This window comes from Leuconostoc carnosum, assembly GCF_014207505.1.
GTDB classification, from domain to species: Bacteria; Bacillota; Bacilli; order Lactobacillales; family Lactobacillaceae; genus Leuconostoc; species Leuconostoc carnosum.
In genome coordinates, this window is the sequence record NZ_JACHGL010000001.1 from 1 (window position 1) to 13,795 (window position 13,795).

At 37.9% G+C, this 13,795-nt stretch carries 14 protein-coding genes; 11 read left to right on the forward strand and 3 right to left on the reverse strand.

All coding sequences use genetic code 11. From position 1 onward, the window contains the following. Nucleotides 1–216 precede the first annotated feature (216 nt). The 9 genes from spx to HNQ98_RS00045 all read left to right on the forward strand — a co-directional run bounded on the left by spx (nt 217) and on the right by HNQ98_RS00045 (nt 8,715). A complete protein-coding gene (spx, locus tag HNQ98_RS00005; protein ID WP_135197675.1) occupies nt 217–654 on the forward strand; it encodes a transcriptional regulator Spx in 438 nt (145 codons plus the stop codon). A gap of 70 nt (nt 655–724) precedes the next feature. Continuing rightward, nucleotides 725–1,408, forward strand: coding sequence for an adaptor protein MecA (locus tag HNQ98_RS00010; RefSeq protein ID WP_019041076.1), 684 nt, complete (start codon nt 725–727; stop codon nt 1,406–1,408). 64 nt (nt 1,409–1,472) lie between these two features. Then, nucleotides 1,473–1,874: a rhodanese-like domain-containing protein gene (locus HNQ98_RS00015; protein WP_135197674.1), complete on the forward strand. Its 402-nt coding sequence runs from the start codon at nt 1,473–1,475 to the stop codon at nt 1,872–1,874. A 171-nt stretch (nt 1,875–2,045) separates the two neighbouring features. Beyond that, complete coding sequence (gene lplA, locus HNQ98_RS00020; RefSeq protein WP_135197673.1) at nt 2,046–3,056, forward strand: lipoate--protein ligase; 1,011 nt, start codon at nt 2,046–2,048, stop codon at nt 3,054–3,056. Next, nucleotides 3,049–4,185 carry a thiamine pyrophosphate-dependent dehydrogenase E1 component subunit alpha gene (locus HNQ98_RS00025; protein WP_135197672.1) on the forward strand — a complete coding sequence of 379 codons (1,137 nt, stop codon included), beginning with the start codon at nt 3,049–3,051 and terminating at the stop codon, nt 4,183–4,185. Before lplA ends, HNQ98_RS00025 begins: the two co-directional genes overlap by 8 nt. 1 nt (nt 4,186) lies before the next feature. Continuing rightward, the gene (locus HNQ98_RS00030; protein WP_135197671.1) at nt 4,187–5,167 is read left to right on the forward strand and encodes an alpha-ketoacid dehydrogenase subunit beta; all 981 of its coding nucleotides are present in this window, start codon (nt 4,187–4,189) and stop codon (nt 5,165–5,167) included. After that, entirely contained in the window at nt 5,160–6,455 is a 1,296-nt protein-coding gene (locus HNQ98_RS00035; RefSeq protein ID WP_135197670.1) for a dihydrolipoamide acetyltransferase family protein, read from the forward strand. The genes HNQ98_RS00030 and HNQ98_RS00035 overlap by 8 nt, the downstream gene beginning before the upstream one ends. Before the next feature lie 2 nt (nt 6,456–6,457). Further along, on the forward strand, nt 6,458–7,867 hold the full coding sequence (gene lpdA / locus HNQ98_RS00040; RefSeq protein WP_135197669.1) for a dihydrolipoyl dehydrogenase: 1,410 nt from the start codon (nt 6,458–6,460) through the stop codon (nt 7,865–7,867). A gap of 65 nt (nt 7,868–7,932) precedes the next feature. After that, complete coding sequence (locus HNQ98_RS00045; protein WP_135197668.1) at nt 7,933–8,715, forward strand: alpha/beta fold hydrolase; 783 nt, start codon at nt 7,933–7,935, stop codon at nt 8,713–8,715. Between the two features lie 92 nt (nt 8,716–8,807). On the opposite strand, the gene HNQ98_RS00050 is transcribed toward HNQ98_RS00045, so the two are convergent. After that, nucleotides 8,808–10,502 carry an FAD-dependent oxidoreductase gene (locus HNQ98_RS00050; protein ID WP_135197667.1) on the reverse strand — a complete coding sequence of 565 codons (1,695 nt, stop codon included), beginning with the start codon at nt 10,500–10,502 and terminating at the stop codon, nt 8,808–8,810. Nucleotides 10,503–10,515: 13 nt separating this feature from the next. Beyond that, nucleotides 10,516–11,085 (reverse strand): redoxin domain-containing protein, encoded by a 570-nt coding sequence (locus HNQ98_RS00055; protein WP_019040392.1) that lies wholly within the window; start codon nt 11,083–11,085, stop codon nt 10,516–10,518. A gap of 143 nt (nt 11,086–11,228) precedes the next feature. On the opposite strand from HNQ98_RS00055, the gene HNQ98_RS00060 reads away from it, so the two are divergent. Both HNQ98_RS00060 and HNQ98_RS00065 read left to right on the forward strand, forming a co-directional pair. Beyond that, nucleotides 11,229–11,618, forward strand: a complete 390-nt coding sequence (locus tag HNQ98_RS00060) for a TetR/AcrR family transcriptional regulator (protein ID WP_135197666.1) — start codon at nt 11,229–11,231, stop codon at nt 11,616–11,618. After that, nucleotides 11,608–11,955, forward strand: coding sequence for a hypothetical protein (locus HNQ98_RS00065; RefSeq protein ID WP_135197665.1), 348 nt, complete (start codon nt 11,608–11,610; stop codon nt 11,953–11,955). The genes HNQ98_RS00060 and HNQ98_RS00065 overlap by 11 nt, the downstream gene beginning before the upstream one ends. Nucleotides 11,956–12,010: 55 nt before the next feature. On the opposite strand, the gene HNQ98_RS00070 is transcribed toward HNQ98_RS00065, so the two are convergent. Continuing rightward, entirely contained in the window at nt 12,011–13,753 is a 1,743-nt protein-coding gene (locus HNQ98_RS00070; RefSeq protein ID WP_135197664.1) for an MFS transporter, read from the reverse strand. Nucleotides 13,754–13,795: the final 42 nt, after the last annotated feature.

The following is a 13,795-nucleotide window of genomic DNA, read 5'->3' on the forward strand; positions in this document are numbered from 1 at the left end:
CCCATCCCGAACACAGAAGTTAAGCTCTATCACGCCGAAAGTAGTTGCCGGATCGCTGGCTGCGAGGATAGGAAGATGCGGTGCCGTACATAGGTTTAATTTAGAATGTTTTAAATAACATTCTTTTTTGCTGTACTATGAGCTTTATATACTTTTCCCTAGAAATTTGTTATAATTGGAGTATTCAGTTTCTAGTTTAAGGAGGGTAGCGCGAGTATGGTTGTTACATTGTTTTTATCACCAAGTTGCACTTCTTGTCGCAAAGCTCGACAGTGGTTAGAAAGTCACAACATTGCATATGTAGAACGTAATGTAAAAAAAGATAAATTAAGTGCTGATGAAGTAAAGGCAATACTGCGTCTTACGGAAGATGGTACAGAAGAAATAATATCAAAAAGATCAAAAGCTTTTTCACAGTTGAATTTAGATTTTAATACTGTTTCTACTAATGAATTTATTGATTTAGTAGTACAACATCCATCTTTATTAAAGCGACCAATTATGATGGATGATAGTCGAATTCAAGTTGGTTATAATGATGATGACATTCGACAATTTTTGCCTCGAGAGGTTCGCCAACGTGAATTAGTTTTAGCTACTATGAGATCAGATTTTCGGGAACAAACAAAAAATTTGGTGATCGAGGAAAATTAAAAGAATTCAAGTTTTCTATATCACTTACATATACTTATTTTGTAATGTGAAAGAAAGGTGGGGTTATATTATGGAAATGGAACGCATTAATGACAATACAATTCGTGTTATGATTGAAAATGCTGATCTTAAAGAGCGTGGTGTTTCGGTAATGGAATTGTTAGAAAATCACGATAGAATCGAATCTTTTTTCTACAATATTCTTTCGGAAGTTGATACTGAGCATGACTTCGAAGAGGATGATCAAATTACTTTTCAAATTTTGCCCAATCGTAATGGTTTAGAACTCTTTATTTCTAAACTGGACGATGATAATGAAGTCGGCGATGTCATCAATAATTTGATGGCTTATGCCAAAAATAAGTCTGATAAAGTTGATGAATTATCTGAAGAACGACGTACAGAACTAAAAAATTCGGATGAGAATAAAAAAGTAGCAGAGAATGTTCAAACGGCAAATTCATCTGCTGCGGCTACTATTATCACTTTGGAACTACCAGAATTTGAGTCAGCTATTTCCGTAGCGTATGTCATTTCAGACAGTGAAATTTTATCAAATTTATATCGCTATGACAATGTTTTCTATCTTACGTTGAAATTTCCAGCTGGAGTTACTTCAGATGTAATATCAATACAGAAGGCTTTAGCAATAGAGTTTGCTAAAGAAAGCACAATTCAAAGTGATGTATTATATGAGCATGCTGAGAAGGTCATGAGTAGTGATGCTTTACAACAAATTAAAGATATATTTTAAAAGCGCAAATCAAGCGTTTTTTTTGTTATAATATAAGAGTTCAATTTATTAGAAGAGGTATTGTATGAATTTATTGGTTAGTGTGATATTAGTTATTGTATTGTGGATTTTGTTTGCTGGTGGTAGTTGGTTGTGGATTTTTTTAACTGCCAAAAAAACAGGTAATTTGGTTAAAGCAGATGAGTTTGCGAAACGCATAACTGAAGAAAACGGCCAAATTGTTGATGTTCGTGAATTATCAGCATACAAGCGGTCACACATTATGGGTGCTAGAAGTATTCCATCAGTTAATTTCACTCAAGGAAAATCTGGTTTGCGTAAAGATCGCGACATTTTTTTGTATGATGACCGTTTAAAAGAGGTCACTCGTGCTAGCAAGTCCCTCAAAAAACAGGGATATGATAAAAATAAAATTTTTATTTTACGTGGTGGCTATAATCAATACCAAGGAAAAACAACAAAATAAGTGTCTTAAACTGAAGTTGAATATTTCGACTTCAGTTTTTTTATTACAATAAACTAAAATCAATTTATACTGTTATTAATTATATTTGAAGTATATATGAGAGGCTGTTATTTTCAGAAAACAAGCGTATAATTAATAGTGTAATGTAAGCGCTTGCAGAAGGAGAACAGTATGCAATATATTAAGTATTTTAACCAGGATGCCTATACGAATATCGCTATGGATGCCTGGTTGTTAAAAAATTTAAAACCAGAACAACCTGTCTTTTCATTGTGGCAGAACAAACGTGCTGTTATTATTGGTGAAAATCAAAATACATTTGCAGAGGTGAATTCTGATTATATAGATTCACATGATGTTCAAGTTGTTCGTCGTGTGTCAGGTGGGGGAGCTGTTTACCACGATTTAGGTAATATTTGCTTTACATTCTTTGTTCCAGTGGCTAGCAGCGCAACTGTTGACTTTCATCAATTCGTTCAACCAATGGCCGATGCTTTGAAGTCTGTTGGAATAAATGTTGAAATCTCTGGCCGAAATGATTTAGAAATTGCCGGAAAAAAAGTGTCTGGAAATGCCCAACGTTATGCAGGTGGTTATCTCATGCATCATGGCACCTTGCTTTGGGATATTGATGTTGATGCGATGGTTCGTTCTTTAAATGTTGCGGATGAGAAATTTATTTCAAAAGCGGCTAAGTCCGTGCGTGCTCGTGTTGGTAATATTAAGGACTACGCACCGGCAAATTTAACGATTGATGAGTTTATTAACAAATTAATGTATTACTTAACTGATGAAGGGCGAGATGGCGAATTTGAATTAACGCCTGAGCAAAAAGCAGACATTTTAAAACTACGCGATGAAAAGTTCTCACAGTGGGCTTGGAATTATGGTAAAAGTCCCAATTTCATGTACAACAATCACGCTAAGTATAATGGCGGTAGCATTAATGTTCAAATTGATGTGGATAATGGGTTCATCACAGATATTAATTTCACAGGTGATTTTCTTGGTGTGCGTGATTGGCGTGAAATGAAATCCGATCTAATTGGTATACCGTTTAAACGTGAGGTGATTACTAGAGTTCTAGAAGATAATAAAGATGGTCAATATTTTGGTAGCATTACGACGAGCGAATTATTAGAAACATTTTTCCAGAAGGATGAGGTAAAAACTAATGGCTGATATAACTGTAAATAATGAAACAATTCTCGATTTTACCAAGCAATTAAAAGCACAAAATGATATGTTTCCGGTTCTAAGTATTTTAAATAATAATGGAGATATTGTTGATGAGGAGGCATTGAAGAGAGCCGATTTGTCAGATGATGATTTGATCAATATTATGAAACGTATGCTATTAAGTCGTCAATTAAATATTCGATCCACAAAACTAGCCAAACAAGGGCGATTTGGATTCTTTGCACCAACAGCAGGGCAAGAAGCATCACAAATGGCATCGTCTTATGCTTTCAATCATGATGATTGGTTAATGCCTGGGTACCGTGATATTCCTCAGATTGTTGCCAAGGGGTGGCCGATTTGGAAAGCTATCTTATGGTCAAGAGGTCACGCCTTAGGAAATGAATTTACAACCGAAGAAGGTGAACCTGTTAATTCTTGGATGCCACAAATTATTATTGGTGCACAATATGTTGAAGCTACTGGTATTGCTTTGGGACTAAAGAAACGGCAAAAGGATGCTGTTGCTTATGCTTATACTGGTGAGGGTGGTAGTTCGCAAGGTGACTTTTACGAGGCAATCAATTTTGCTGGTGCCTATAAAGCTAATGCTGTATTTTTTGTACAAAATAATGGCTATGCTATCTCAACACCGAGAGCGTTACAAACAGCAGCGCCACATTTAGCTGCAAAAGGTTGGGCAGCTGGTGTACCTAGCGTTGTGGTAGATGGTAATGATCCTCTTGCGGTTTATCTTGTCGCTAAAGAAGCACGTGCTTGGGCAGTTAGTGGGAACGGACCGGTGCTGATTGAAACCTTAACTAACCGGTTAGAAGCACATTCAACAGCTGGTGATGACCCATTACGTTATCGTAAGCAAGAAGATATTGATGCATGGTGGAAGAAAGAACCACTCATTCGTATGCGTCAGTTTATGACAGAAAAAAGTATTTGGGATGAAGATAAAGAAAATGCTTACATTTCTGAAGTCAATACATTAATTGATGAGCAAATCAAAATTGCTGATAAAGTTGATAAACAGAAAATTTCTAATTTCATTAAGAATACGCTTGAAGTACCTGGGTATGCAATGAAAGAACAAATTGCTAAGTTTGAAAGCGAGGGAAAATAACATGGCTGTGAAGAGCTATATTGATGCCATCCGTGAAGCGATGGACTTGGCATTAGAAAAAGACAAAGATGTTCTTATTTTTGGTGAAGATGTTGGTGAGAACGGTGGTGTATTCCGTGCAACTGATGGGTTACAAGCAAAACATGGTGAAGATAGGGTGTTCAATACACCTTTAGCTGAATCAGGTATTGGTGGGTTAGCTATTGGTTTGACAACACAAAACTATCGTCCAATTATGGAAATTCAGTTTTTTGGTTTCCTATTTGAAGTGATGGATTCAATTGCTGGGCAAATGGCACGTAATCGTTTTCGTTTTAACAACACACGTAACTTCCCAATCGTGGTACGTTCTCCTTATGGTGGTGGTACTAAGACGCCTGAAATGCATGCTGACAATCTTGAAGGCATTGTAGCCCAAGTACCAGGGATTCGTGTTGTGATGCCCGCTAATCCAGCTGATGCGAAAGGACTATTACTCAGCTCAATTGAATCCAATGATCCTGTGGTATTCTTGGAGAATTTGCATTTGTATCGTTCAGTTAAGGGAGAAGTTCCTGAAGGATATTACACAACGCCTCTAGATACAGCCGCAATTGTACGGGAAGGTAAAGATTTATCAATCATTTCTTACGGTGGCGGTGTGCCGGTAGCTGTCAAAGCCGCTGATGAACTAGCCAAACAAGATATTGAAGCTGAGGTTCTTGATTTACGGACAGTATCACCATTGGATATTGAAGCTATTGGTCAAACCATTCAAAAGACTGGTCGTGTTGTTGTTGTCCAAGAGGCACAACGAATGGCAGGTATTGGGGCAAATGTGATGGCTGAAATCTCAGAACGCTTTATACTAAGTTTGAAAGCACCAATTGGTCGTGTTGCAGCACCAGATTCTGTATATCCTTTTGGACAAGCAGAAAATGATTGGATGATTAAAGCTGATGACATTGTGGCCAAAGCATTGGAGGTTGTTAATTATGACTGAAATTTTTAAAATGCCTGATATAGGCGAAGGTATGGCTGAAGGCGATATCACGTCATGGTTAGTCAAAGTCGGTGATCAAGTTGCAATGGATGATTCTGTCGCTGAAGTTCAAAATGATAAATTGATTCAAGAAATCTTATCACCTTATGCGGGAACAGTAACCAAGTTATTTGTTGAACCTGGCACGACGGTCACGGTAGGCGATCCATTGATTGAATTTGATGGGGATGGTAGTGATGCAACGGAAACTGCTGAAAATGTCAGCTCTGATACAGTGTCTGTATCACCTGAAACAGCGCCAGTAGAAGATACACAGACATCACAAACAAGTGAAAAAACACAACCTGTGGCAACTGAAAGTGTCAAAACTGCTAATGGGCACGTGCTAGCGATGCCTTCGGTACGTCACTTAGCCTTTGAGAAAGGAATTGACTTAACTCAGGTACCAGCAACAGGGCGCCATGGTCACGTCACGCTTTCCGATGTTGAAACGTTTAATCATGCGGAGTCTGAAGCACCAGTAAGTATTGCACCAGAAGTCGCGTCTGAAGAAACTAAAATTGCTGTGGAAATACCGGAAACAGTACGTGAAGGTCGTCAACCAATGACCCCAACTCGTCGCGCTATTGCTAAAGCAATGGGAACACAAAATACGACTGTTCCTGCAGTTACAAACTTTGATACAGTTGAAGTTAGCAAATTAGTAGCACATCGTAATACATTTAAGGCACAGGCCAAAGAAGATGGTATTCGATTGACTTATCTAGCTTATGCCATTAAAGCATTAGCAGCAACTGCTAAGAAATTCCCAGAGTTAAATGCCAGTGTTGACATGGAAAGCCACGAAATTGTTTATCATGAAGATGTGAACATGGGTATCGCTGTGGATTCGCCAGCAGGTTTGTATGTACCAGTAATTAAGCATGCTGATCAAAAATCTATTATAACAATTGCCAAAGAGGTTGTGACATTAGCTGAGGCAGTACGAGATGGTTCGATTTCTCCAAAACAGATGCAAGGTGGTACCATTACAATTTCTAACTTAGGTTCGGCACGTGGTATTTGGTTTACACCAATTATTAATACGAATGAAGCGGCTATTTTAGGACTAGGTTCTATTGTAAAAGAACCTATTGTTGATGACAATGGTGAAATTGCGGTAGGTCAAAATATGAAGTTATCGCTAAGCTATGATCATCGTTTGATTGATGGCATGTTAGGACAAACAGCACTGAATTACTTAAAGCAGTTGCTAGCTGACCCAGCATATATGTTGATGGAGGTTTAATTATGGTTGTTGGTGCACAAGCACGAGATATTGATACAGTAATCATTGGATCTGGACCTGGTGGCTATGTAGCTGCTATTCGTGCAGCAGAATTAGGCCAAAAAGTGACCTTGGTTGAACGTGATAATATTGGTGGTGTTTGCTTAAATATTGGGTGCATACCATCAAAAGCATTAATTAATGTCGGTCACCATTATCGTGAAGCAATTTCTGATACGCCATTTGGATTAAAGACGACAGAGACATCATTGGATTGGTCTAAGACACAAGACTGGAAACAGAATACAGTTGTCCATGCGTTAACTTCAGGTGTTGAAATGTTGCTTAAAAAGCATCAGGTTGAAATTATCAAAGGGGAAGCAACTTTTAATGATAATGAAACAATTAATGTTGTCCAAGAAGATGGGCATGAATTATTTCAATTCAATAATGCGATTATTGCCACAGGATCTCGGCCGATAGAAATTCCTGGTTTCGTATTTAGTGGTCGCATTATTGACTCAACTGGTGCCCTGTCACTGCAAGAAATCCCTAAAAAATTAATTATTGTTGGTGGCGGTGTTATTGGTTCTGAATTAGGTGGGGTATATGCCAATCTTGGTACTCAAGTTACCATTGTTGAAGGATTGGATCACACACTTAATGGCTTTGATAAAGAAATGACAAAACCTGTTTTGGATGATTTTAAGAAACAGGGTGGTGAGATAATTACTTCTGCTACCGCTAAATCCGCAGTGCAAACAGATGATAGTGTGACGTTAACTTACGAAGTGGCTGGTGAATCACAAACAGTTACTGGTGATTATCTCTTAGTTGCTGTTGGTCGACATGCTAATACGGATAATCTTGGTTTGAATAATACTGATGTAAAATTAACAGATCATGGGTTAATTGAGATTGCCAATAATATGCAAACTAGTGTGCCACATATCTACGCTGTAGGTGATATTACTGCTGGACCGCAATTAGCTCATAAGGCTAGTTTTCAAGGGAAAATTGCAGCAGCAGCGATTTCTGGTGATAAACAAGCTCGTGATTTGCATTATTCACTACCGGCTGTTGCCTATACGCACTTTGAGCTAGCAACGACAGGTGAAACACCTGAAACGGCAAAAGCCGCTAATTTAGATGTGAACATAGCAAAGTTCCCGTTTGCGGCTAATGGTCGTGCCATTTCAATGAATGATACGGTTGGTTTTATTCGACTAATTAGTGACAAAAGTACGCGTGCTTTGTTAGGTGCTCAAATTGTCGGACCAAGTGCTTCTGATTTGATTTCCGAATTGTCGTTGGCAATTGAAAATGGGTTAACGACAACTGATATTTCACTAACGATTCATCCACATCCTACTTTAGGAGAAGCAATTATGGATACGGCAGAATTAGCCGATGGCTTGCCAATTCATATCTAATAATAATATAAAATAAACAAGCCAGCACGATTGTGCTGGCTTGTTTAAGATAGTAGTGGGTTAAAATGGCAAAATTTAAAACAAATGACGGTGTTGCATTGGATTATCATATTTATGGTGAAGGGCAACCAATAGTGTTGATTGCAGGTTACTCAGGTAATCAGGCAACTTGGTCATCACAAATTAAGGCACTTGTTTCAGCTGGTATGCAAGTCATTACTTACGATCGGCGAAATCATGGTGAGAGTGCCTCGGTTGCGTATGGTATGCGTATTTCACGGCACGGGCAAGATTTAGCCGAATTAATAAGTTTTTTGCATTTAAATCAACCGATTTTGTTGGGGCATTCTATGGGAGCTAGTACAATTTGGGCTTATATTTCGTTGTATGGGGATGACAATCTACGTGCAGTCATTACCGAAGATCAGGTGCCAAAAATGTTACGTGATAGCAATTGGCCATTTGGATTGCTCGATGCTGATATCAGTACGCTTGTCACAGTAGCAAAGCAATTACCACAAACGAAATTAATTCAGGTTGATATCCCTATTGATATTAAACGTCAAATTGGTAAAAACTACCGACCGTTTGATTTTGTTTACAATGAACCATTACTCATAGATAGCATAGTCCAAGATTGGCGTGATGTTGTCAGACGAGAGCATGTACCGCATCTTTTTGTTGCGGGTGATAAGTCACCATTATGGTCCGCTGAACATGCGCAGTTATCAGCAGAGTTAACACAGTACGGGGAAAGTTATGTGATTGCAGACGTTGGACATATGCCACATATTGAAGGGGCCAATGAATTTAATCAGATCGTCTTAAAATTTATTGACCAAGTATAAAATAAAAAACTGAAAGGCGGATGTTGACTAACAATAAGTTAATCAACATCCGCCTTTTGGAAATATCTCATAATCACACGATTACGGATTAATCAACCAGCAGTTTCAATAGCAGTAACAATTTCTTCCAAAGATTGACTACCAAAAATAACATTTTCATTTTGATTAATCAGCATAGCTGGTACACTCATAATATGATGGGCTTCACGTAACTCTGGGAACAGTTGTAAATCAATCATTTCTGCTGACACGTTGGGGTTAATTGCAGCAATGTGCTGGCAAGCAGCCACAACGTCTGGACAGAAATGGCAAGTCAATGATATGCCAATTTCAATTTGTGTTTTTGGCAAATGCTTAATACGTTCAATAAGTTGTGTATCAATTGTCTGTCCTGGACCAGCCATATTATAAACAGCTAGTACCAATGAATTCAATTCATGACCTGTGGGAATACCACTAAATTTAATACCAGTTGGTTGGCCGTCAGTCGACACTAAGCTGAAATTAGGGAGGTGTGTCACATGCCATTTGTCTAACATTTCATCTGTAGCAGCTTCTATTTGCAGTGTCATGTGCGGACTCAATTGGCTAAATTCTGTTAAAAATGAAGACAATTCATGACTTTTTTCTGAAGCGTCAGTCAATTGATGCAAAATAATATCATGATTCAGTTTGTCAAAAATTGGTTGTAGTTGTTGTACCAATTCATTGGTAAACCATTGACCTTTATGCATTGGTAGCTGGGTATCATGGTCAGATATTGTGCTTGAAGGACCAGATGTTGGTTTTGATTCGGTTTTTTTAGTAGCTGTTGACCGGGTAATAGGTACATGCAGGCGATGCTTTTGCGCAGAAACGTAAATTTCAGCGCTTGTTGCGGCACTAGCACCATCGGCAGCAGCAGTTACAATTTGACGTAATGGTTTAGAGATCACATCTCCAGCTGCGAACACACCTGGAATATTGGTTTGCCCTTGCTGGTCTGTGATAATATATTGGTCATCATCTAGTATGATGGTGTTTTTGAATAATTCAGTTTGTGGATCAGTACCAACATAGATAAACATACCAAACGTATTATCATCTTTAGTCACATGATAGCTTGTTTCTTCATGTGTTTTATTATTAATAAAAGTAGCATCGGTCAGATAATTTTGTCCAGTAACTGATTTTACCTCGCTATTTGGCCAGATAGTAATATTTGGATTTAAACGTGCGCGGTCAGCGGTTAATGGTGGGCAGGTGAAATCATCAGAACGCATAACTACTGTGACATGACGTGCAAAACGTGTGAGATAATCAGCTTCTTCAGCAGCAGCATAGCCGCCACCAATGACAAAGACTTCTAAACCACTGAAAAGTTCACCATCACACGTTGAACAGTAGGCAACACCACGACCACGAAAATCCTGTTCACCTTTGAATCCGATTTCATGTGGTTTGGCACCAGTAGCAATAATGATGCTACGTGCATGGTACGTCGTTGTTTTACCAGTTACCGTTTTAATATCTTTGGGATCAAAATTATAATCAACTACGGTATCAAAAGTGAATTTGACGCCAAAATCTGTGGCCTGTTGTTTCATCTTATTAACAAGCGTTGTACCGTCTATCGTTTCGACAGCGGGGTAGTTAGCGACGGTTGAGGTTGTTGTTACTTGGCCGCCAATTTGGTCGCCTTCAATGATCAGTGTATCCATTGTTGCACGACCAGCGTAAATGCCTGCTGATAATCCAGCTGGACCACCACCAATGATGATTGTGTCATAAATGTGGGGTTCTGTCATCATGGCTCCTTAATTATAATTTACCAACTAAGTCAAGACTTGGTGCAATTGTGTCTTCACCTGGATGCCAGTTAGCAGGGCAAACGCGATCACCATGTTCGGCCACGAACTGTGCAGCTTCTAAGGTACGTAGAATTTCTTCAGCGTTACGACCAATACCCATATTATTGATTGTGTATGACTGAATTTTACCTTCAGGATCAACAATAAATACTGCGCGGTAAGCCAATCCAGCATCTTCATCTAAAACATTGAAGAAGCGTGCTAGTTTACCAGCAGGATCGGCTAGCATAGGGTACTTAACTTTAGCAATTGTATCTGTTGCTTCAGCCCAAGCTTTGTGTACAAATTCACTGTCTTCTGATACAGAGTAAATTTCAGCGTTAATATTAGTGAAGGCAGCGTAGTGATCTGCTAAATCACCGAGTTCTGTTGGACATACGAATGAAAAATCAGCAGGGTAGAAGAAATAGACACCCCACTTACCTAATGTATCTTGCTTGGTCACTTCTGTGAGTTCACCTGCGTGATAAGCATTCACTTTAAAATCTGTTACTTCTGTATCAATAAAATTAGTTGGCATAACTTTCCTCTTTCTTAGTTTATAATGATTCTAAACTATCTCTAGTATACAGTGTTTTGAAATGAAAAATCAAGAGGTAATTATTTTTTTTCGTCATCAAATATATTTTTGACTGATTGGTCAATAAATGATATAATTTATTTATGGGAAGAAAAAGAAATTTTAATCAAAATGACATTATCGATAAGATGGTACAAGTATTCATTATGCATGGCTATGAAGGGACATCATTAGATGATTTAGTTCAAGCAACCGGCTTGTTACGTGGTAGTTTGTACAGTGCATTTGGTAGTAAACAAGGCATGTTTATTGCGTCATTAGAGAATAGTTTACAACAACATGCTGATGACGACATCGTTTGGCAGCTCTTATTGGTTGCCATGTTGGAATTAACCTCAAGAAGTGAGGCAGTCAGAAAGATTGTAAAAGATTGGTATGACACAAATTCCCATGAAGATATAGCATCAGAGTTAGGGCATCAATTGTTAGCACATAGTGGTATTTTTGAAGGAGAAGATAATCATGGAAAATAAAGTTGAAATTCAAGATGGTCAATTAATTGTTGTGCCGCAAGGGGTTACAAAATTAGCAGCAGTAAAAGATGAAATAATTGTGCCACTTGACCATATAGTTGGGGCATCAATAGATACTGGTATTTTAAACGACAGGAAGGGACTGAAAATGCCGGGGACAGCTATGCCAGGATATTGGGCGGGATCATTTCATAAAGATAGTGAAATAACATTTTTTAATGTTAAGCAATCCAGTACGCCTATTGTGATACAACTGAAGGATGATAAATATAGTCGTTTAGTATTGGGTACGGAAAACCCACGAAATTTAGTTGAGTTGATTAATAATGCGATTTGAAGTTTAAATAAAGGCACCATTAAAGTGAATAAACTTTAATGGTGCCTTTATTTAATCAATCTGAAATTTTTTTATGTTTCTTAAGGAGAAGTAATAGTAGTAATGAGAATACTGGAATGATACTCATTGTTTGGTAGACAGACATAAAAGCTTGCCTAGATTGTGTTTTTAAGTGCCCTTTAATGCTAGTAATGGTTTGTTGAACCGTTTTTTCATTAATTTGTTCTTGTTGTCTGATTTTAGGGAGCGCAACTTTGGTGACATTATTTTTAATATTTTCTTTCAGAGGTGTAGGGAGTTGCGCAACAGTGAGGTGTGATTGGTTGGCAACATGGCGTAATTGCTTTTGGTAAACAGACTGCAATGCGACACTTTCTATTTTTGAGGGATTAGTATTCAGGTTAATGGTTTGATTAGCATTGGTTGTACTTGAACTGTTGGTATCTAATTTATCATTAATTTTTTTAGTAAACTTGTGCTTTAGTGGGGTAGCTAAACGAGTTTTATTGATTTCTTCGTGTGCGTATATTAACGTTGATTGTTTTGCCGTTTTCATATTGTTGGTGAGAACAGATGTAAATAGCGCAATAGCTATAATTAAGCCAACTTGTCGTAAAATATTAGCCACACTATTAGCATCAGTTAGCTGACTACCATGGAAATCGGCAGCAACTAGAATATTTGCCGTTGCGGCAACTAATCCATAGCCGATGCCTAGTAAAATAGCAGCCGTGATGAGTGTATTATAATTATTTTGTAAGTTTAAATGCGACATGAGATAGTAACTAACAGCAATGATGATAAAACCACTACCAATTAATAATTGATTACTTATTTTTTTAACGATCATTGACGTGAGAATAACGGTTATCATGACGGCAATCGAATAGGGTGTAATTAATAATGCAGCATGCAGTTCGGATTCACCCTGAACTTTTGTTAACATTGTTGGTATTAGAATAACCATGCCACCCATAAAGTAATTGCTTAATAGTAATGCTAAACTGGCTGCCTTAAAATCATTACGTTTAAATAATTTCAAATTAATCATTGGAAATGCAGTGTGGTTTTCTTGTAATAAGAATAGTACAAATGCTGTTATAGCAATAGTGAGGGATGCTAGGGTAGTAATAGAAGACCAACCCCAGTCATTACCCTTAATCAATCCCAATGATAAAGTTGTCAAAGAAACACAGCTAAGAACAGTACCAATCCAGTCAATTTTCACAATACGTCGAGATTCGTGTTTGATATTCAAAACAAATGGGTAGACGAGTAACAATATCAAAATGAATGGGATATTGATATAAAACACCCATCGCCAATTGCCATACTGGGAAATAAAGCCACCAACAGTTGGACCAACAGCTACAGCGAGACCTTGTGCACCGGCCAACGCAGCAATCACTTTGTTGCGATTTTGGTCGCCACCTTGTTCAAGACCAATAACCATACTGGTAGGTATAATAATTGCAGCACCAATACTTTGTATACCACGCGCAATTAGCATGACAGTTAAATTGGGTGACAGACCAGTTATGAGAGAACCTAAACCGAATGTCATTAGACCAATAAAAACGAGCCGATTTCGTCCAAGCTGTTCAGCGAGTCGACCAAAAGGAATAATGAGTGCAGCAAAGACAATTGTGTAAACGTTAACTGTCCAAGAAAGATCTGAAAGGCTCTCGTTAAAAGCGCTTTGTATCTCTGGAATAACAATGGTCATGATTGATACATCCATCATACAAAGTATATTGGCAATCAATAGAATGGGTAAAATAAATTTAAATTTTTTCATTTGCAATTTTCCTTACTTTTGTTAGACTAAAAGTGTCTCACG